At 66.9% G+C, this 17,022-nt stretch carries 17 protein-coding genes; 12 read left to right on the plus strand and 5 right to left on the minus strand.

Going from position 1 to position 17,022, the window contains the following annotated elements; translation table 11 throughout:
* Positions 1–46: 46 nt before the first annotated feature.
* Positions 47–790: an SDR family oxidoreductase gene (locus HUT07_RS08590; RefSeq protein WP_176020585.1), complete on the minus strand. Its 744-nt coding sequence runs from the start codon at positions 788–790 to the stop codon at positions 47–49.
* Between the two features lie 106 nt (positions 791–896).
* On the opposite strand from HUT07_RS08590, the gene HUT07_RS08595 reads away from it, so the two are divergent.
* Positions 897–1,841 carry a LysR family transcriptional regulator gene (locus HUT07_RS08595; protein WP_254898830.1) on the plus strand — a complete coding sequence of 315 codons (945 nt, stop codon included), beginning with the start codon at positions 897–899 and terminating at the stop codon, positions 1,839–1,841.
* Here HUT07_RS08595 and HUT07_RS08600 read toward each other — a convergent pair.
* On the minus strand, positions 1,821–2,663 hold the full coding sequence (locus HUT07_RS08600; RefSeq protein ID WP_176020586.1) for an AraC family transcriptional regulator: 843 nt from the start codon (positions 2,661–2,663) through the stop codon (positions 1,821–1,823). The two genes, HUT07_RS08595 and HUT07_RS08600, sit on opposite strands and share 21 nt — an antisense overlap.
* A 165-nt stretch (positions 2,664–2,828) precedes the next feature.
* Between HUT07_RS08600 and HUT07_RS08605 the strand changes: the two genes are divergently transcribed.
* On the plus strand, positions 2,829–4,976 hold the full coding sequence (locus HUT07_RS08605; protein ID WP_254898831.1) for a TonB-dependent receptor: 2,148 nt from the start codon (positions 2,829–2,831) through the stop codon (positions 4,974–4,976).
* A 4-nt stretch (positions 4,977–4,980) separates the two neighbouring features.
* Here the strand turns inward: HUT07_RS08605 and HUT07_RS08610 are convergent, their stop codons facing one another.
* Positions 4,981–5,460, minus strand: coding sequence for a MerC domain-containing protein (locus tag HUT07_RS08610; protein ID WP_176020588.1), 480 nt, complete (start codon positions 5,458–5,460; stop codon positions 4,981–4,983).
* 32 nt (positions 5,461–5,492) lie between these two features.
* Here HUT07_RS08610 and HUT07_RS08615 point away from each other — a divergent pair, with 32 nt between their 5' ends.
* The 8 genes from HUT07_RS08615 to HUT07_RS08650 all read left to right on the plus strand — a co-directional run bounded on the left by HUT07_RS08615 (position 5,493) and on the right by HUT07_RS08650 (position 12,124).
* Positions 5,493–6,026: a DUF2796 domain-containing protein gene (locus HUT07_RS08615; protein WP_176020589.1), complete on the plus strand. Its 534-nt coding sequence runs from the start codon at positions 5,493–5,495 to the stop codon at positions 6,024–6,026.
* Positions 6,023–6,718 carry an ATP-binding cassette domain-containing protein gene (locus HUT07_RS08620; RefSeq protein ID WP_176020590.1) on the plus strand — a complete coding sequence of 232 codons (696 nt, stop codon included), beginning with the start codon at positions 6,023–6,025 and terminating at the stop codon, positions 6,716–6,718. The genes HUT07_RS08615 and HUT07_RS08620 overlap by 4 nt, the downstream gene beginning before the upstream one ends.
* Positions 6,711–7,964, plus strand: a complete 1,254-nt coding sequence (locus HUT07_RS08625; protein WP_176020591.1) for an ABC transporter permease — start codon at positions 6,711–6,713, stop codon at positions 7,962–7,964. The genes HUT07_RS08620 and HUT07_RS08625 overlap by 8 nt, the downstream gene beginning before the upstream one ends.
* A gap of 8 nt (positions 7,965–7,972) precedes the next feature.
* On the plus strand, positions 7,973–8,515 hold the full coding sequence (locus tag HUT07_RS08630) for a DUF3299 domain-containing protein (protein ID WP_176022507.1): 543 nt from the start codon (positions 7,973–7,975) through the stop codon (positions 8,513–8,515).
* Complete coding sequence (locus HUT07_RS08635) at positions 8,505–9,134, plus strand: DUF3299 domain-containing protein (protein WP_176020592.1); 630 nt, start codon at positions 8,505–8,507, stop codon at positions 9,132–9,134. Before HUT07_RS08630 ends, HUT07_RS08635 begins: the two co-directional genes overlap by 11 nt.
* A gap of 46 nt (positions 9,135–9,180) precedes the next feature.
* Positions 9,181–9,900 (plus strand): hypothetical protein, encoded by a 720-nt coding sequence (locus tag HUT07_RS08640; protein ID WP_176022508.1) that lies wholly within the window; start codon positions 9,181–9,183, stop codon positions 9,898–9,900.
* Positions 9,901–10,025: 125 nt separating this feature from the next.
* A complete protein-coding gene (locus HUT07_RS08645; protein WP_176020593.1) occupies positions 10,026–11,558 on the plus strand; it encodes an MFS transporter in 1,533 nt (510 codons plus the stop codon).
* A 5-nt stretch (positions 11,559–11,563) separates the two neighbouring features.
* Positions 11,564–12,124 carry a TetR family transcriptional regulator gene (locus HUT07_RS08650; protein ID WP_176020594.1) on the plus strand — a complete coding sequence of 187 codons (561 nt, stop codon included), beginning with the start codon at positions 11,564–11,566 and terminating at the stop codon, positions 12,122–12,124.
* A 7-nt stretch (positions 12,125–12,131) separates the two neighbouring features.
* Here the strand turns inward: HUT07_RS08650 and HUT07_RS08655 are convergent, their stop codons facing one another.
* Positions 12,132–13,013 carry an AraC family transcriptional regulator gene (locus HUT07_RS08655; protein ID WP_176020595.1) on the minus strand — a complete coding sequence of 294 codons (882 nt, stop codon included), beginning with the start codon at positions 13,011–13,013 and terminating at the stop codon, positions 12,132–12,134.
* A 106-nt stretch (positions 13,014–13,119) separates the two neighbouring features.
* Here HUT07_RS08655 and HUT07_RS08660 point away from each other — a divergent pair, with 106 nt between their 5' ends.
* Positions 13,120–13,656, plus strand: coding sequence for a carboxymuconolactone decarboxylase family protein (locus tag HUT07_RS08660; RefSeq protein ID WP_176020596.1), 537 nt, complete (start codon positions 13,120–13,122; stop codon positions 13,654–13,656).
* Between the two features lie 10 nt (positions 13,657–13,666).
* Here the strand turns inward: HUT07_RS08660 and fdhD are convergent, their stop codons facing one another.
* Positions 13,667–14,524: a formate dehydrogenase accessory sulfurtransferase FdhD gene (gene fdhD, locus HUT07_RS08665; protein WP_176020597.1), complete on the minus strand. Its 858-nt coding sequence runs from the start codon at positions 14,522–14,524 to the stop codon at positions 13,667–13,669.
* 212 nt (positions 14,525–14,736) lie between these two features.
* On the opposite strand from fdhD, the gene HUT07_RS08670 reads away from it, so the two are divergent.
* Complete coding sequence (locus HUT07_RS08670; protein WP_176020598.1) at positions 14,737–17,022, plus strand: FdhF/YdeP family oxidoreductase; 2,286 nt, start codon at positions 14,737–14,739, stop codon at positions 17,020–17,022.

Genomic DNA, 17,022 nt, shown 5'->3' on the forward strand with positions numbered 1-17,022 from the left:
CGATGTGGCGTGATCTGGTGGATGCCAACCTTGGTTGGCATGCGATCTACACCATCCCACCATTGGCCCGCAGCACCTGGCCATTGATCCAGCCACCATCGGCACCCGCCAGGAACGCCACCGCACCGGCAATGTCTTCCGGCGTTCCCAGTCTCTCCAATGGGTTCATCTTCGCCAGCCGATCAATCAGCTCCGGCGACTTCCCGTCCAGGAACAGAGCGGTGGCGGTCGGCCCCGGTGCCACCGAATTCACGGTGATGCCGCGCCCACGCAGTTCCTTGCTGAGAATGGCTCCCATGGTTTCCACGGCGGCCTTGCTGGCGGAGTAGACGCTGTAGTTTTCCAGCTTGATGCCAACCACGCTGGTCGACAGGGTGACGATGCGGCCACCATCGCGCACGCGCCGCGCGGCCTCGCGCAGCACATTGAAGGCGCCCTTGAGGTTGATGCCGATCACGCGCTCGAACAGTGCATCATCGCTGTCGGCCAGTGCAGCCAACTGCAGCACGCCAGCGCTGTTGACCACCACGTCGATGCCACCGAAGCGTGCTTCGATGGCGCCGAACAGTGCCTGCACGGCCTGCGGGTCTGCGACATCGGCCTGCAGGGCCACGGCGTGGCCTCCATTGGTGGTCAGTTCGGCAGCCAGTGCTTCGGCCTCGTCGCGGCGGCCGGCATAGTTGATCACCACGGCGTGGCCATCGGCGGCCAGACGGCGCGAGATGGCAGCACCGATGCCGCGGGAGCCGCCAGTGACCAGGGCGACAGGAACGGAAGCAGGGGACGTCATGGCAGGTTCCAGAAGGTCGCGCCGGTATGGCGCCGGACTATCTTCGTCTCTCCGCCGTTGCGGATAATCATGGATAATCCGGAAACATCATCCGGCCGGCCGAACAATGGATCGATTCACTGCCCTGCGTGCCTTTGTCCGGATCGTCGAGCGCCGCAGCTTCAGCCGTGCCGCTGAAGACCTGGAGCTGCCGCGGGCCACGGTGACCGACGCGATCAAGGCGCTTGAAGCTCGCCTCGGCGTGCGCCTGCTGCACCGGACCACGCGCGTGGTGGTTCCGACGCTGGAAGGCGAGGCGTTCTATGGCCGCTGCCTGCGCCTGATCGCGGACATGGACGATGCCGAAGCCGCGTTCCGTGACGTGCCACCCCGTGGACCGCTGCGCATCGAAGTGCACGGTACGCTCGGGCGTCACCTGTTGTTTCCGCATCTGCCCGATTTCCTGCAGCGGTACCCGGACATCGAACTGGAGGTCAGCGAGGGCGACCGCTATGTCGACCTGCTGCGCGAGGGCGTGGACGGGGCCATCCGCGTAGGCACCTTGGCTGACAGTGATCTGGCCGCGCGGCGCCTGGCGCTGCTGCGCGAGGTCACGGTGGCGTCGCCTGCCTACGTGCAGTCGCACGGGCAGCCGCAGACAATCGCGTCGCTGGCCGCCGGCCACCAGATGGTCGGCTACCGTTCCAGCGCCACCGGTCAGCTGATTCCACTGGAGTTCCAGCAGGACGGCCAGGTGCGCCATGTGCCACTGCCGGCGCGCGTACGGGTGTCCGGTGCCGACGCGTTCCTTGGTGCCGCGCTGGCCGGGCTGGGCATCATCCAGGCGCCGCGCTACCGGATGGACCCCTATATCGCGCGCGGGCAGTTGTTGGAGCTGTTGCCCGACATGCCCCCCACGCCGAGCCCGGTCAGCCTGGTCTATCCGCGCAACCGCACGCCATCGCCGCGGCTGCGGGTGTTCATCGACTGGGTGGCGGGAGTGTTCGAGCCGGAGCGCGCGCACGGCGGCCCATCCACGCGTGGCGTGGATCTACCGGCGTGGCCACCCTGACGGCAGGATGCCGACAACGCGGCGGAAGGCAGCGCTGAACTTGCTGGGATTGGCATAGCCGCAGGCAAGTGCAACGTCAGTGACGCGCTCGCCCTTGGACAGTGCGCACTGCGCCCAGTGCATGCGGTGCTGGGTCAGGTAGGCATACGGCGGCATGCCGGTGGCGGCGCGCAGTGCGCGGCTGAAGGTGGTCGGTTGCATGCCGAGTACGCCTGCCAGTGCGGCGACATCCAGCGGCTGGAAACGGTGTTCATCGACGAAGTCCTGCAGCTTGCGCAGTTGCCGCGATGAGAGCGGTGCGGCCATCCGCGGCCGGGCCGGCGGATGGCCGGCAAGCTGGGCCAATCGCCGTACCACCACCTCTGCGCCGTACTGCAGGAAGCCGGGCAGGCAGGCGTCAACCTGCGCGCTGGACCACAGCGCGTGCAGTACGGAGGCGATGACCGGGTCGCGGTGCAGGCGCAGGGAAAGGGAGTGGATGTCCGGGAAGCCGCCAGGCGCGTCGCGCCACTGCGCGGTGTCGATGGCCATTCCCAGCAGCTCCACCGCAGGGCTGGCGTAGTGACCATGATCGCCCGGCAGCACCACGTTGAACTGGCCCGGAAGCCACGGCGCCTGCAGCACCCCGGCCGTGGTGCGTTGGTACAGATCGCCGCCACCGGCCAGCAGCAGGCCCAGTCGCAGCTGGTGCGGGTGCCCCATGGCGCCTTCGCTGGCCTGGAAGCCATGGCGCAGCAGAACGACCGAGCCATCCTCGCTGGTCAAGGTTCCCGCCATGGGCTGGGCGGCTTCGCGGTGCAACTGGTCGGCGAGGGCGGGCATGGCGGGTCCCGGAATGGAGCAGCGCTGACTGCAATGGAGTGGCGGCGAGCGCCGAATGTTACAGGATAACAGTTTGCGCCAGCCGGCCCGCCAGGCGCGTTTCCGCTCCTCATGAGGTTCCCCTTGAAAGCCCCTGTTTCCTCCGTTGCCCTCGTCGCAGCGTCGTTGCTCGTTCCTGTCCTTCCCGCCCACGCGCAGTCCGCCGATGCCACAACCCTCGATGGCGTGGTGGTCACCGGCTCCAAGCGCGACACGCCCTACCTGAAGAGTGACCTGTCGGTGACCGTGCTTGACCGGCAGGCGCTGAAAGAAGCCGGTGTCACCGAGTTCCGTGACCTGGACAAGCTGGCCCCCAACGTGAAGTTCAACGTGATGGGCCAGCTGAGCAACATGTTCATTTCCATCCGCGGCATCGAATCCAATCCTTTCCTGGTCAACCGCGCGTCGGTCTACATCGATGGCATTCCGTTCCGCGAGCTGAGCAACGCGGTACTCAACCAGGTTGAATCGGTCGAGGTGCTGCGGGGGCCGCAGGGCACTCTGTACGGCGCCAACAGCGAATCGGGGCTGGTGCTGGTGCGCACGCGTGGCCCTGCCGACTCCCGCGAGGGGGAGGTGAACGTGCGCAGCACTTGGTTCGGCAACGGCAACGGTACGGCCGTGGACGGCTTCCTGGCAGGCCCGCTGAGCAAGGACGGTACGCTGTCGGGCTCGGTGGCGTTCATGGGCTCCGATGAAGATGCCTACCTGAAGAACCTGACCCCGTACGGTGCGCGCGGCGAAGTGAAAGAGGGTTACCTGCAGGGCAAGCTGCGCTGGCGCCCCAGCGACTACGTGACCGTCAATGCCTTGGCCTATCACCTGCGCACGCGCGCACCGGGCATGTTCGAGTACGAGTACCTGCCGCTGGATACCGGCCTGTACAACCGCACCTATGGCGACCGCCTCAATGGTGGCCGCCACGCAGGTGACTTCACCTACATCAACGATGCGCCCAAGCGCACCGAAAAGGACGAGACCGTTGCAGGCCTAGGCGCGCAGTGGCAACTGCAGGCCGGCACCCTGGATGTCGCCGCCTCGTACCGCAGCGAGGAAACCACCTCGGCCGGCTACGACTTCGACATGACCGCCAGCTCGGCGCTGGCCGGTTACATCTACGACAAGAAGAATGCGTGGAATGCCGAGGCGCGCTTCAGCTCGCCCAGCGATCAGGCGTTGACCTGGATGGCAGGTGTGTCGACCTACCGCATCGACAAGGATTCGATCCAGGGCACCTTCGTCGGCGCGGCGCTGCGCGGCCTGGACAGTTACAACCTGGCACCGCGGCAGACCTCCAAGGGTGAGGACTACAGTGTGTTCGCCACCGCCAGCTACACGCTGCCGGCATTGCCGAAGTTGACTGCCAGCCTCGGCATTCGCCACGAGCAGGCCCGTCGTTCAACCGAGCAGCGCGCCGGATTCCTCGACCTGGGCGCGGGGGGGCTGGTGCGCTACCGCGACGCAGCCCTGGCGCATACGTTCTCGGCCACGTTGCCGCGGGTCTCGCTGCGCTACGACGCCAGCGATGATCTGTCGTTCTATGCCGCCTCGGCCAAGGGCTATATCCCCGGCGGCTTCAACCTGGCCGCCGCGCAGAGCGATGTGATCAACGACAAGGTGCTGCGCTACGAATCCGAACGCATGTGGAGCCATGAAGTGGGCTTCAAGATGAACCTGGCGGGCGGCCGTGGCCATATCGGTGGCGCGCTGTTCCATATCAGCTCGGACAACTGGCAGGAAATCCAGGTGGCCACCGATGCCAACGGCCGGCCGATTTCCTCCGACTACGTGGGCTCGGATGCCTCGATACGTTCGCGCGGTGCAGAGCTGGAAGGGGTGTTTGAAGTCGCGCCGGGGTTCACGGTGATGGCCAATGTCGGCTATGTCGATGCGACGTACACCAAGCTGTGGGTCAGCCCGCAGGAGAACCTGCACGGCAAGCGGGTCAAGCTGACGCCGCACTACACCGGCTACCTGGCCGCGCGGTATCAGTTCGATTCCGGTATCTATGCCCGGGTAGAGTCGCAGTTCACCGGCTCCAGCGCGCTGGACGAGCGTAACCGCGCGTTCCAGCCGGCCGTGGCGGTGCTGGGCGTGCAGTTGGGCTACGAGCGTGGGCCGTGGAGCACGCGCGTGTTCGTGCAGAACCTGACCGACAAACGCCGCATCAACGGCCTGATCTTCGACAACCTGGCCTTCGGCCGCGATGGCAACTACTACGGGCCGGTTGACAGCCCGCGCATTGTCGGCGCCGAGGTCGGCTACCGGTTCTGAAGGGTCACCAGCCGGCGGACCGCAGGGCCCGCCGGTTGCGCAGATGTGCGACGGCCAGCATCACCCCACCGCAGGCGGTGGCAGCGCCATGCCATAGCAGCGATTCCTTCAATGGCAGGTACAGCGAGGCAGACAGCAGCAGGATTGCGCCTGCAAGGGCCACGCACAGCGGCAGTGCCCGCTGATGGCGGCGCTGGCCGGCGGCGGTGCTGAGCAGGGCGATCGTCGAGGCCAGCAGCGCGAACAGCCATTCCCAGCGCGACATCACCAGCAGCGCGGTCATCGCCGCGTGGCCAGGGTGCTGGAACGAGCGCAGCGCCATCATCGCCGCGGGCGTGAAGGCCAGCAGCAAGGGCAGCGCCACGCAATGCGCGGCACAGGCCAGCGACAGCCAGGCGCCTGCCAGATCGAAGCGGGGATGCCAGCGTGCCGAAGCTGGCGGCTGGGTGCGGGCCCTTGCGGGCGAGGTCGGGATGTGGTCCATAATGTTACATAGTAACAATACGGAGCTCGCTCATGAAACGTTCTGCCGCCCTTCTACTGCTGCTTGCTGCCCATTCTGCGAACGCCCACGACGTGCGCCATCTCGATGCGCATGTCCATGGCCAGGCCGATGTCGATCTGGCCGTGGACCAGGGAACGCTGGAGCTGGCACTGCGTGCGCCGGGCATCGGCATCCTCGATTTCGAACGACCACCTGCCGACAGCCGCGAACAGGCCGCATTGGCGCGGGCGCGATCGATCCTGCAGAGCGGCAGCTGGGTCACCTTGCCGAGCGCTGCGCGGTGCCGGTTGGACCATGCCGAGGCGACTGCGGAGGGCTTTGCGCCCGTGGCGATGGCGGCGCAGCCGGGCCAGCACAGGCACGCTGGATTCAGCGCAGCACTGCGCTACCGCTGCGCCAACCCGGCGGCGCTGCGTGGGCTGGTGTTGCCGCTGCCCACGCTGTTCCCGGGGCTGCACGAGGTGATCGTCAATAGCGCAACGTCGGCAGGCCAAAGCCGCAACGTGGTGACTGCCGACAACCTGCGGGTGCCGCTGGCGCCATGAACGAAACCGTCATCATCGACCTGCAGGGCGTGCAGTTCGGCTACGCAGACCGAGCAGTGCTGGACATCGCACAGCTGCAGCTGAGCGCGGGCAGCAGCGTGCTGCTGCGCGGCACCAGCGGCTCGGGCAAGAGCACGCTGCTGGGCCTGCTGGCCGGCATCCTGCTGCCGGGCCGCGGCAGTATCCGTGTTGCCGGCCATGCTGTGAATACGCTCGGTGCCGCGGCGCGCGATCGCTTCCGCGCCGACCAGCTGGGCGTGATCTTCCAGCAGTTCAACCTGCTGCCGTTCCTGAGCGTGCGCAACAACATCGCGCTGGGCGTGCGCTTCTCGCCACTGCGAAACGCGCGCATCGAGGGTGGGCTGGACGCCGAGATCGCGCGCCTGCTGCATGCACTGCAACTGGATCCGGCGCTGATGCCGCGTGCGGCGGGTACGCTCAGTGTGGGGCAGCAGCAGCGTGTTGCCGCTGCCCGCGCCTTGATCGGTCGCCCGGCGGTACTGCTGGCCGACGAACCGACTTCGGCGCTGGACCCCGATGCGGCTACGGCCTTCGTGCAGCTGATGGCCGCGCAGTGCCGCGCCGCCGGCACCACCGCGCTGGTGGTCAGCCACGATGACCGCCTGCAGCCATTGTTCGACCAGGTGCTGTCGCTGGGTGATCTGAACCGGGCAGGGGGTGCGCATGTTTGACTTGGCTTGGGCCAGCCTGCGCAGCCGCGCTTTGAGCGTGAGCCTGACCGTGCTGGTCATCATGCTGAGCGTGGTCCTGCTGCTGGGCGTGGAACGCATCCGCACCCAGGCCCACGAAGGTTTTGCCAGCACCGTCTCGGGTACGGATCTGATCGTCGGCGCGCGCTCGGGGCCGGTGAACCTGCTGCTGTACTCGGTGTTCCATATCGGCGATCCGACCAACAACGTGTCCTGGCAGTCCTACCAGGAACTGTCCGCGCTGCCGCAGGTGAAATGGGCAGTGCCGCTGTCATTGGGTGATTCCTGGCGGGGCTATCGGGTGATCGGCACCACTGTCGGCTACTTCGAACACTACCGGCATGGCGCAGGGCATCCGCTGGCATTCGCGCAGGGCCAGCCGTTCGACGACCTGTATGACGCGGTGGTCGGCGCTGAAGTCGCGCAGGCGGCGCACATCGGCCTCGGCGCTGACATCGTGCTGGCCCATGGCACCGGTGGGGTAACCCTGGCCACGCATGCGGACAAGCCGTTCCGTGTGGCCGGCATCCTGCAGCGGACCGGCACGCCGGTGGATTCTTCCGTGCTGGTGTCACTGCCGGCGATCGAGGCGATCCATGTCGACTGGCGCTCCGGCGTGCAGCTTCGCAGCCAGCATGTCAGCGCCGAGCAGGCACGCCAGCTCGACCTGACCCCGACCAGCATCACCGCCTTCATGCTGGGCCTGAACTCGCGCATCGCAACGTTCGGCGTGCAGCGCAGCATCAACGAGTATCCCGACGAAGCGTTGCAGGCGATCCTGCCCGGCGTGACCCTGCAGCAGCTCTGGCAGTCGCTGGGGACCGCCGAGCGCGCGCTGCAGTTGATCAGTGCGATGGTGGTGCTGCTGGGCATGGTTTCGCTGATGGCGCTGCTGGTATCGACGCTGCAGGAGCGTCGTCGAGAGATGGCGGTGCTGCGCGCTACCGGTGCGCGTCCAGCCTATGTGGCCTGCCTGCTGGTCGTGGAAGCCGTGGCCACCGCAGCGATGGCCTGTGTGTTTGCGCTGGCGGTGCTGACCTGTGCCAGCGTGGCCGGGCGCAGCTGGGCACTGGCCAATTTCGGACTGTCGATCACCCACGTCTGGCCGGATGCGCGCGAACTGGCCTGGGTGGGTGGGGTGCTGTTGATCAGTGCGGTTGCAGGCCTGCTGCCTGCGCTGCTGGCCTACCGGCGTACCGTGGCCGATGGCCTGGCGCCTGCGTCATGAGCACGGGTGTGCGATGGCTGCTGCTGGCTGCGGCAATGCTGCTGGTCGCCTGCACGCGGCCGACCGATACGGGTGTGCAGGCACTGCAACCGTCGCCAGTACAGAGCAGTGCTGGTGCTGATAGCGAACAGGAACTGGACTGGCTGCAGATGCTGCCGGGCGATGAGCTGGCAGCAATGGAGCGCGGTGAGGGGCCGGAGGTGCAGCACAGCGGCAACCGGCGCATGGCCCAGTTCGGTACGTTCCGAACGGTGGACACGGTGCTGGATCGCGCGGTGCGGCTGCCGGGCTACGTCGTGCCCCTCGCCAATGCGGCAGACGGTCGATTGATCGAATTCCTGTTCGTGCCGTACTACGGCGCGTGCATCCACGTGCCACCACCGCCACCGAACCAGATCGTGCACGTGGTGCTGCCGCAGCCGATCACCATGCCCGACATGTACTCGCCGTTCTTCCTGGCCGGGGTGCTGCGTGCCGAGCGCGTGGACGATGATCTTGCCGGCTCGGCCTACAGCATGGCCGACGCCGAATTGAGGCCTTATGAACCGTAGCGCGAAGGTGCTTGCCGGTGTGCTTGCCGTTGTTCTGCTGGCGAGTTGTGGCCAGCCCGCCGTGGATGCCCCTCAGCCACAGGCCAGCAGCGCTGCTGCGTCGCCAGCGGTGGCGTCTGCAGTGATCGACCGCTGGGACGCGCTGATGCCAGCGGAGGACAGCTTCCAGCGTCCACCGCCGCAGATCGGGCTGTCGCGCGGCAACGGCATGGATGGGGTGGGCGGCTTGATCGACGACACCGGGTCGGGCGCACTGCCCGGGCAAGCCATCGATCATTCCAGCCCGGTACCCGCACAGCAGTTCGGCTCGTCGGCGGTGGTCGATGGCGTGGATGGACGGGCGCTGGACCTGGATGGCTATGTGGTGCCGCTGGCGATGAACGACGCGGGGCAGGTGGACGAACTGCTGTTCGTGCCGTTCTATGGCGCGTGCATCCACGTACCGCCGCCACCGCCGAACCAGATCATCCATGTGACCCTGGCCACCCCCATCACGATGGGCGCGTTGTGGGACCCCTACCGGCTGTCAGGGCGCCTGCAGGTGAAGCACTTCGAGGCGGACATCGCCAGTGCGTCCTATGACGCCGCCGCCGCGACGCTTTCCGCGATCAGCCGATGATGGGCAGCCGATGAGAAGACTGCGGACACGCAGCGTCGCGCTGCTGATGGTGCTGCTGCTGGCAGGGACCGGCGTGGCGCTGCTGTGGAATGCAACGCACGCGCCCTCGCCACCGGCCGTTGCATTCCCTGCACCGGCGGCGGAAGCGCAGGCATGCATCGAACATCACCTGGCTGCCGACAAGGCCTTTCGTGATGACCTGCTGTTCCTGCTGGTGGCGACGCTGCGCGACCGCTGCGAACCGGCGCAGGCGGGCGTGCTGGCACGCATGGCCAACCGTGCGTCGCTGCCGGTGCTGGCGGCGGTGAGCAGGGTGACTACGCAGGATGCGAGCCTGGACCGCCCGATCTACCAGTACATCCAGCACCGCGCCGATGGCACCGGCTGCGGCCAGCCACTGCGCCTGCCGGCAGGCGATGGCGGCAGCGTCGAGGTGGATATCGAACAGTACGCAAGCACGTTCCCGGACAGCTACTTCGACCCACAGCGCAGCAGTGCGCCGCGTGACTTCGGCGGGCGTCCGCTGGCCGAACGCGCCGGCAACGCCTGCAACAGCGTGGTCTATGCGGTGCTGCCGCTGGGAGGAACGGATTGGCGCTGCAGCACGCTGCGCAGCAACGGCCGTGCGCGGGTGCGTGCGCTGTGCGAAGACGAGATGCAGCGGCAGCACGGCCATCTGCGTGGTGAACTGGATGCTGGAGTGGGACGCGCCATGCAGGACCCGGTGGCACAGGCGGTCGCTGCATTGCCTGCCGAGTGCAGGTAGCCCCGGGGCCGTGGCGAAGTGAGCGTTGCACCTCCTGGAACCTGAATGACTCTCGCTGGAAGCCTCATAACTATACAGGATGTCCTGTATAGTTTGAATCGTACTTTTCCCATCCAGGTTCTCCCATGGCTCTCTCCCAGCCCTTGGACGGCGCTCCGTCCCTGTCGCGCGCCCGGCGCTGGTCGCTGTTGTTCACCGTTGCTGCGGGCCTGCTGTTGGTCACGCTGGACAACTCTGTGCTGTACACCGCGCTGCCGACGCTGACCGAGGAGCTCTCGGCCAGTGCCGGGCAGGCGTTGTGGATCATCAACGCCTATCCGCTGGTGATGGCCGGTCTGCTGCTGGGTGCGGGCACGCTGGGTGACCGCATCGGCCACCGCCGGATGTTCCTGATCGGCTTGGTGGTGTTCGGCATCGCCTCGTTGGCGGCCGCGTTCTCCGCGACCGCCGCGCAGCTGATTGCAGCGCGTGCCTTCCTCGCCGTGGGTGCGGCGGCGATGATGCCGGCCACGCTGGCCTTGATCGGGCTCAGCTTCCACGAAGAGCGCGAGCGCAACATCGCCATCGCGATCTGGGGCTCGGTGGCCATCGTCGGTGCAGCACTGGGGCCGATCATCGGTGGCTGGCTGCTGCAGCACTTCTGGTGGGGCTCGGTGTTCCTGATCAACGTACCGGTGGTGGTGGTCGCCTTCATCGCGACCCTGGTGCTGGCGCCGGAAGGGCAGCGCGACAGCACGCGGCCGTGGGACCTGCTGTCCTCGTTGCTGGCCCTGGCCGCGCTGTCGGGCCTGGTATTGGCGATCAAGTCGCTGATCGCCACCCCGCCTTCGTACGGTGTGGGCGCTGTCTCGCTGCTGCTGGCGCTCATCGCCGGCTTCGCCTTCAGCCGCCGCCAGCAGCAGTTGCCCTATCCGCTGCTGGATTTCGCCATCTTCCGCAACCCGGCGTTCCTTGCCGGCACCCTCTCGGCAGTGTTCACCTTGTTTGCGATGGCCGGGCTGCAGCTGCTCACCACCCAGCGATTCCAGCTGGTGGCCGGCCTCAGCCCGCTGCAGGCGGGCCTGCTGGTATCAGTGGCGGCGCTGGGCAGCCTGCCCAGCGCGTTGCTGGGCGGCAGCGTGCTGCATCGGGTCGGCCTGCGTCCGTTGATCTGTGGCGGCCTTGCGGCTGGCGCGGTAGGTGTCGGCGTGGTGGCGCTGGGCTTCCCGCACGGCCTGGGCTGGGTGGTGGCCGGCATGGCGATCACCGGCTTCGGCATGGGTGCTGCGATCTCGGTGGCGTCCACCGCCATCCTCAACAACGTGCCGCCGCATCGTGCGGGCATGGCTTCGTCGGTGGAAGAGGTGTCCTACGAATTCGGTGGCCTGTTGGCGGTCGCGCTGCTGGGTAGCCTCAGCGCTGCGGCGTATGGCGCTTTCCTGCCCGGGTCGGCCGACATTCCTGCCGCCGCGCGCGAAGGGTTCACGCAGGCGTTGCACCTGGCACGTGACGCGGGGCAAGGTGAGTGGTTCGCATTGGCCACCGCGGCCTACGATCGTGGTTACCAGATCGTGTTGCTGGTGATCAGTGCGGTGCTGGCGGCCGGCGCGGTGATCATCGCGCGCCTGCTGCGTGGACGCGCCGGTGGCCGCGACGGCGCTGCCGATCGCGTAAAATAGCGGCAATGAGAACCAGCAAGCGCGAGCGCATCCTTGACGCCGCCGTCAGCGTGATCAACCGCGACGGCGTGCGTGCGGTCACCTTTGAATCGGTGGCGGCCGAGGCGCAGTTGACCCGTGGCGGCCTGCTGTACCACTTCCCGTCGCGCGAAGCGTTGTTGCGCGGCATCGATGAGCACCTGGTGCAGAGCTGGGAAGCATCGATGGAGGCGCTGCTGGGCAAGTCGGCCGGCGAGGCCACTGCGCTGGAGCGCTACCAGACCTTCGTGAGGGTTTCGGCACAGAGTGCCACCCGTGCCGAGCTGATGTTCATGCTGGACTCGGTGGACCCTGAGTTCCCCAGCGAGCGGCCGTGGGCACCGGTAGTGGGGCGCTGGGCGCCGTCGCCACCGACCGCCGGCAGTGACGACCCTGCGGCGCTGGACAATTTCGTGGCACGGCTGGCCGCCGATGGCCTGTGGATCTACGAGGCCATGTACGAAGGCCAGCTGGACGAGAGCGTGCGTGTGCAGGTGACCGAGCGGATCGGCCGGCTGCTTTCTCCCGAGCAGCCTGCGAAGGACTAGTCGCGCGCTACAGCGCCGCCAGCCACGCGCGGGGCGAGAGCCCCAAACGTTTGCGAAACGCCTTGGACAGTGAAGCGGTGTCGGCAAAGCCGACCTCGGTCGCCACCTGCTTGGCCGCCGCCCCCGCGCGCAGTTGCGTGCAGGCCAGGCTCAAACGCCAATCCAGCAGGTAGCTTGCCGGCGTGGTCTGCATCACGTCCTTGAACACCGCTGCGAAAGCGCTGCGCGACAGGCCGGCGATGGCAGCCATCTTCGGCAGGGTCCAGGCCTGCTGCGGCGCCTGGTGCAGGGCCACCAGCGTGCGTGCCAGGCGCGCATCGGACAGTCCGCGCATCAGCCCGTGGCTGACCCCGGCCGCATCGGGATGATCGATCACCCAACGCAGTACCTGGATCAAGGCAACCTCGAACAGCCGGTTGGTCAGCAGGCGCGAGCCGCAGCGCTGGCGGTCGGCTTCTGCGAACAGCAGGTGCAGGGTGCCGTCCAGTTCACCGATGGCTGACAGCGGCACCACCATCACCGGCGGCAGCGACTGAACGACCGGATTGCGCGCGCCGCCGTCGAAATCGAGCGTGGCACAGGTGAAATCAGGACCGTCCAGCGGTGCATTGAGGAACACATGCCGCAGTGGCCGCGGGTACAGCAGCAGGCTGGGGGCGGTGACCTTCAGCTGGCGCGTGATGCAGTCCGCGTCGGAATGCTGCACCTGCATTTCCCCCTTGCGCAGGATGTGCAGGAAGGCACGCCCTGGCTGCGGTTCGAACACGTGCCGCCCGCACAACGGGCCGGAGTGGAACAGTGCTGCCTGTACCCGGAACCGCTCCAGCAGGGTCGACAGCCGGTCGGGCGCGTCGTCGGACGGTTCGGATGAGGGTGGAGAGGTGATCATGGATGAATGGACAACATATCTGGAGATAAATGCTCTATTCGTCCGGCGAGTCTACCTACGATGCGCCCATCGTCCAATTCCGGGCGCTATCGCAAGGAGTACTCCCATGTCCCGCATTCCCCTGATCGATCCGACCTCGACCGCGCCTGACCGCCAGACCCTGCTGGGTCAGGTCCATGCCGCCTTCGGCGCTACGCCGGCGATGTTCCGTGCCGTGGCCAACTCGCCCGCCGCCCTGCAAAGCATGTGGGGCGCATTCGGCGCGCTGGGTGGCGGCCGTCTGTCACCGCTGCTGGGCGAACAGATCGCGGTGGCCATCGCCAACCGCAATGCGTGCGAGTACTGCCTGGCTGCGCATACCGCGCTGGGCCGCAAGGCCGGTGCCAGCAGCGAGCAGATGGCCGCGGCCCAGATCGGCCAGTCCAGCGATCCGGCGACCGCCGCTGCCTTGGACTTCGCGCTGAAGGTGGTCGAGAACCGCGCACAGATTGCCGACGCTGACGTGCAGGCGATGCGCGCGATCGGTTTCGATGACGAGCAGATCGTCGAGATCCTGGCCCATGTAGCGCTCAACCTGTTCACCAACTACGTCAACGTGGCCTTTGATGTGCCGGTGGACTTCCCGAAGGTGGCGCTGCGCTGAGGTCGCGCGGTCAGGCAGGTGGGTGGCCGTGCTGGCCATCCCCCTGCAACCGATCCGGATGGGTATACACGTTGAAGCCCCCTTCGCGGGCGAAACCCACCAGGCACAGACCGGCACTGCGGGCCAGATCGATGGCCAGCGCGGTGGGTGCCGAGACGGCGGCCAGCACGCTGGCACCGGCGCGTGCCGCCTTGCTGACCATTTCGTAGCTGGCACGGCTGGACACCACCAGCAGGCCGCCATCAATGCTGTGTTCGTTGTGGTGCAGCGCACCGATCAGCTTGTCCAGGGCGTTGTGACGGCCAACGTCTTCGCGCACCCAGCCGATACGGCCACTGGCATCAGCCCAGGCCGCTGCATGGGTCGAACCACTGGCGGCATTCATCGGCTGGTGCGGGGCCAGCCCGGCGAGTGCCCGCTGCAGTGCAATCGTCTGATAGCAGCGGCGGTCCTTTACCGGGGGCAGCGGACGCAGCACGTCCTCCAGCTGGCGTCCGCCGCACAACCCGCAACCGCCGCGACCGGGCAGCAGGCGCCCGTTGTCGGGGTCCAGTGCGGCGCCGAGGGCGTCGGCGGATACGGTCATCTTCAGCTCGATGCCTTCCAGTTGTGGCTGAACGTCGGCAGACAGCAACTGATCGGGGCGTTCGATCAATCCTTCACTGAGCGAGAAGCCCAGCGCGAAATCCTCCAGGTCGCACGGCGTGGCCATCATCACCGCGAAGGCGGCGCCGTTGTAGCGCATCACCACCGGTACTTCTTCGGCGACCGCATCGACCTGCTGCGACTGCCCCGTGCTGCGCCAGCGTTGCAGCGTGCGCAGTGCCGTGCCGGCGGGCGCAGGAGAAGGCAACGTCGATCCGGGCATGCGGCACATCCTGGGCAAAGCAGAAGGGCAGGCTACGCCCGGAGAATAGCGCAGCCATCCAGTGAAGACGCGGCGGTAACCGTTGCCATGGCAGTCTGAGTTACCGCTGCCGGGCCATGGCGCTGCGATTGCCGGCGTGCTTGACTGGCCACGCCAGCTGAGCGCGGGCCCGGCACTGCAGGCAGGCACTCCACCAACGCAGGTTCCCGACCATGTCCGAACAGAAGCCGCCGCGTTACAAGCCCTACAATCAACCGGCAGGTGGCTGGGGGGCCGCCGGTGCGACCGCCAAGGTGCTGCTGCAGCAGAGCGTGATCGGCAAAGGATCGAAGGCACTGCTGGCGATGAACCAGCCGGGTGGCTTCAAGTGCCCAAGCTGCGCGTTCCCCGATGCCGACCACCGCAGGAAGCTGGAATTCTGCGAGAACGGCGCCAAGGCCCTGGCCTGGGAAGCGACCCAGCACCGGATCACCCGCGAGCTGTTCGCCCAGCACACCGTCACCGAGCTGATGGCGCAGACCGATTACTGGCTGGAGCTGCAGGGGCGGCTGACCGAGCCGATGCGCTACGACGCGGCCACCGACCACTATGTACCCTGCGGATGGGATGAGGCGTTCGCGCTGATCGGCCACCATCTGCAGTCGCTGGACAACCCCGACCAGGCCGAGTTCTACACCTCCGGCCGGACGCCCAACGAAGCGGCGTTTCTGTATTCGATCTTCGTGCGCGAGTTCGGCACCAACAACTTCCCGGATTGCTCGAACATGTGCCACGAGCCGACCAGCCGTGGCCTGCCGCCGGTGATCGGCGTGGGCAAGGGCACCATCGTGCTGGACGACTTCGAACACGCCGAGGCGATCTTCGTGATGGGCCAGAACACCGGTACCAATTCGCCGCGGATGATGAGCAACCTGGTGGAAGCGCGCAAGCGCGGCGTGCCGATCGTGGCGGTCAACCCGATGCCCGAGCGTGCGCTGATCCGCTTCACCGAACCGCAGGACGTGGTGCAGATGGCCACGTTCGGTTCCACCGAGATCACCAGCGAGTTCGTGCATGTCCGCATCGGCGGCGACCTGGCGCTGATCAAGGGCATGATGAAGGTGATGTTCGAGCGTGAAGCCCACGGTGAGCAGGTGCTGGATCATGCCTTCCTGGCCGAGCACACCGTTGGCCTGGAGGCCCTGCGCGAGGACGTGCTGGCGCAGGCCTGGGATGAGATCGTGCGCGTGTCGGGCATCGCGCACGAGCAGATCCGGCGCTGCGCGGAGATCTACATCCGCTCGCGCGCGACGGTCATCTGCTATGGGATGGGGCTGACCCAGCACCAGCAGGGGTCGCGCCTGCTGCAGCAGGTGGCCAACCTGCTGTTGCTGCGCGGCAACTTCGGCAGGCCAGGCGCGGGCATTGGCCCGATCCGTGGACATTCCAACGTGCAGGGCGACCGCACGGTCGGCATCGACGAGAAGCCGACGGCACGCTACCTGGATCGCGTGCAGCAGGTGTTCGGGTTCGATCCGCCACGCGAACATGGCCACCACGTGGTCGAGTCGATTGCGGCGATGCTCGATGGCAGCGCCAAGGTCTTCATCGGCATGGGCGGCAACTTCATCCATGCCGTGCCGGATACCGAACGCGCCTACGCAGCCATGCGCAGGCTGGAACTGACCGTGGGCATCGCCACCAAGCTCAATCGAGGTCACCTTGTGCATGGTCGCGACGCGCTGATCCTGCCGGTGGTGGCGCGTTCGGAGTGGATCCGGACACCACTGGGTGAGCAGTTCGTCACCATCGAAGATGCGATGTCCAACGTGACGGCCTCGCGCGGCGTGCTGGAGCCGGCCAGCGAGCACGTGCTGCCGGAGGTGGAGATCGTCTGCCGCATGGCGATGGCAACGTTGCCGGACAGCAAGGTGGACTGGGCCGCCTACATGCACGATTACGGCCCGATCCGCGACCTGATCGCGGCCGTCTATCCGGACATCTATGCCGGCTTCAACGAGCGCATCCAGGCACTGCACGGCTTCCATCTGGATATTCCACCGCGCCGGCGCGTGTGGCCGACCCCGAACGGCAAGGCCAACATCCTCGTCATGCCGGGCCTGGAAGTGAACACGGTGGTTGATGACCCGGAGATGCTGCGGCTGGCTACCGTGCGTTCGCACGACCAGTACAACACCACCATCTACAGCTACAACGACCGCTACCGGGGCGTGTACAACGACCGCATGGTGGTGTTCATGAACATCGAAGACCGTCTGGCACGGGGGCTCGGCAAGGAGGCACTGGTGAGCCTGGAAACGATCAGCGACGATGGCGTGACGCGGCGCATCGAAGGCCTGACCGTGCTGGATTATCCGATGCCACGCGGCGCGCTGGCAGGCTACTACCCCGAGCTCAACCCGCTGTTGCCGCTGGATTACTACGATCGCATCAGTGGTACGCCAGCGGCGAAATCCATTCCCGTGCGGATGCGCGCGCAGGTCGACGTGCCCGCATAG

The sequence above is a fragment of the Stenotrophomonas sp. NA06056 genome, from assembly GCF_013364355.1.
Lineage (GTDB): Bacteria > Pseudomonadota > Gammaproteobacteria > Xanthomonadales > Xanthomonadaceae > Stenotrophomonas.

Excerpts from the sequence above, each read along its gene's own strand:
- HUT07_RS08640 (WP_176022508.1), top strand. The coding sequence starts at position 9,181 with ATGGTGCTGCTGCTGGCAGGGACCGGCGTGGCGCTGCTGTGGAATGCA.
- HUT07_RS08645 (WP_176020593.1), top strand. The coding sequence starts at position 10,026 with ATGGCTCTCTCCCAGCCCTTGGACGGCGCTCCGTCCCTGTCGCGCGCC.
- HUT07_RS08600 (WP_176020586.1), bottom strand. The coding sequence starts at position 2,663 with ATGCCCGCCCTCGCCGACCAGTTGCACCGCGAAGCCGCCCAGCCCATG.
- HUT07_RS08615 (WP_176020589.1), top strand. The coding sequence starts at position 5,493 with ATGAAACGTTCTGCCGCCCTTCTACTGCTGCTTGCTGCCCATTCTGCG.
- HUT07_RS08620 (WP_176020590.1), top strand. The coding sequence starts at position 6,023 with ATGAACGAAACCGTCATCATCGACCTGCAGGGCGTGCAGTTCGGCTAC.
- fdhD (WP_176020597.1), bottom strand. The coding sequence starts at position 14,524 with ATGCCCGGATCGACGTTGCCTTCTCCTGCGCCCGCCGGCACGGCACTG.
- HUT07_RS08660 (WP_176020596.1), top strand. The coding sequence starts at position 13,120 with ATGTCCCGCATTCCCCTGATCGATCCGACCTCGACCGCGCCTGACCGC.
- HUT07_RS08650 (WP_176020594.1), top strand. The coding sequence starts at position 11,564 with ATGAGAACCAGCAAGCGCGAGCGCATCCTTGACGCCGCCGTCAGCGTG.
- HUT07_RS08670 (WP_176020598.1), top strand. The coding sequence starts at position 14,737 with ATGTCCGAACAGAAGCCGCCGCGTTACAAGCCCTACAATCAACCGGCA.
- HUT07_RS08590 (WP_176020585.1), bottom strand. The coding sequence starts at position 790 with ATGACGTCCCCTGCTTCCGTTCCTGTCGCCCTGGTCACTGGCGGCTCC.
- HUT07_RS08655 (WP_176020595.1), bottom strand. The coding sequence starts at position 13,013 with ATGATCACCTCTCCACCCTCATCCGAACCGTCCGACGACGCGCCCGAC.
- HUT07_RS08635 (WP_176020592.1), top strand. The coding sequence starts at position 8,505 with ATGAACCGTAGCGCGAAGGTGCTTGCCGGTGTGCTTGCCGTTGTTCTG.
- HUT07_RS08610 (WP_176020588.1), bottom strand. The coding sequence starts at position 5,460 with ATGGACCACATCCCGACCTCGCCCGCAAGGGCCCGCACCCAGCCGCCA.
- HUT07_RS08595 (WP_254898830.1), top strand. The coding sequence starts at position 897 with ATGGATCGATTCACTGCCCTGCGTGCCTTTGTCCGGATCGTCGAGCGC.
- HUT07_RS08625 (WP_176020591.1), top strand. The coding sequence starts at position 6,711 with ATGTTTGACTTGGCTTGGGCCAGCCTGCGCAGCCGCGCTTTGAGCGTG.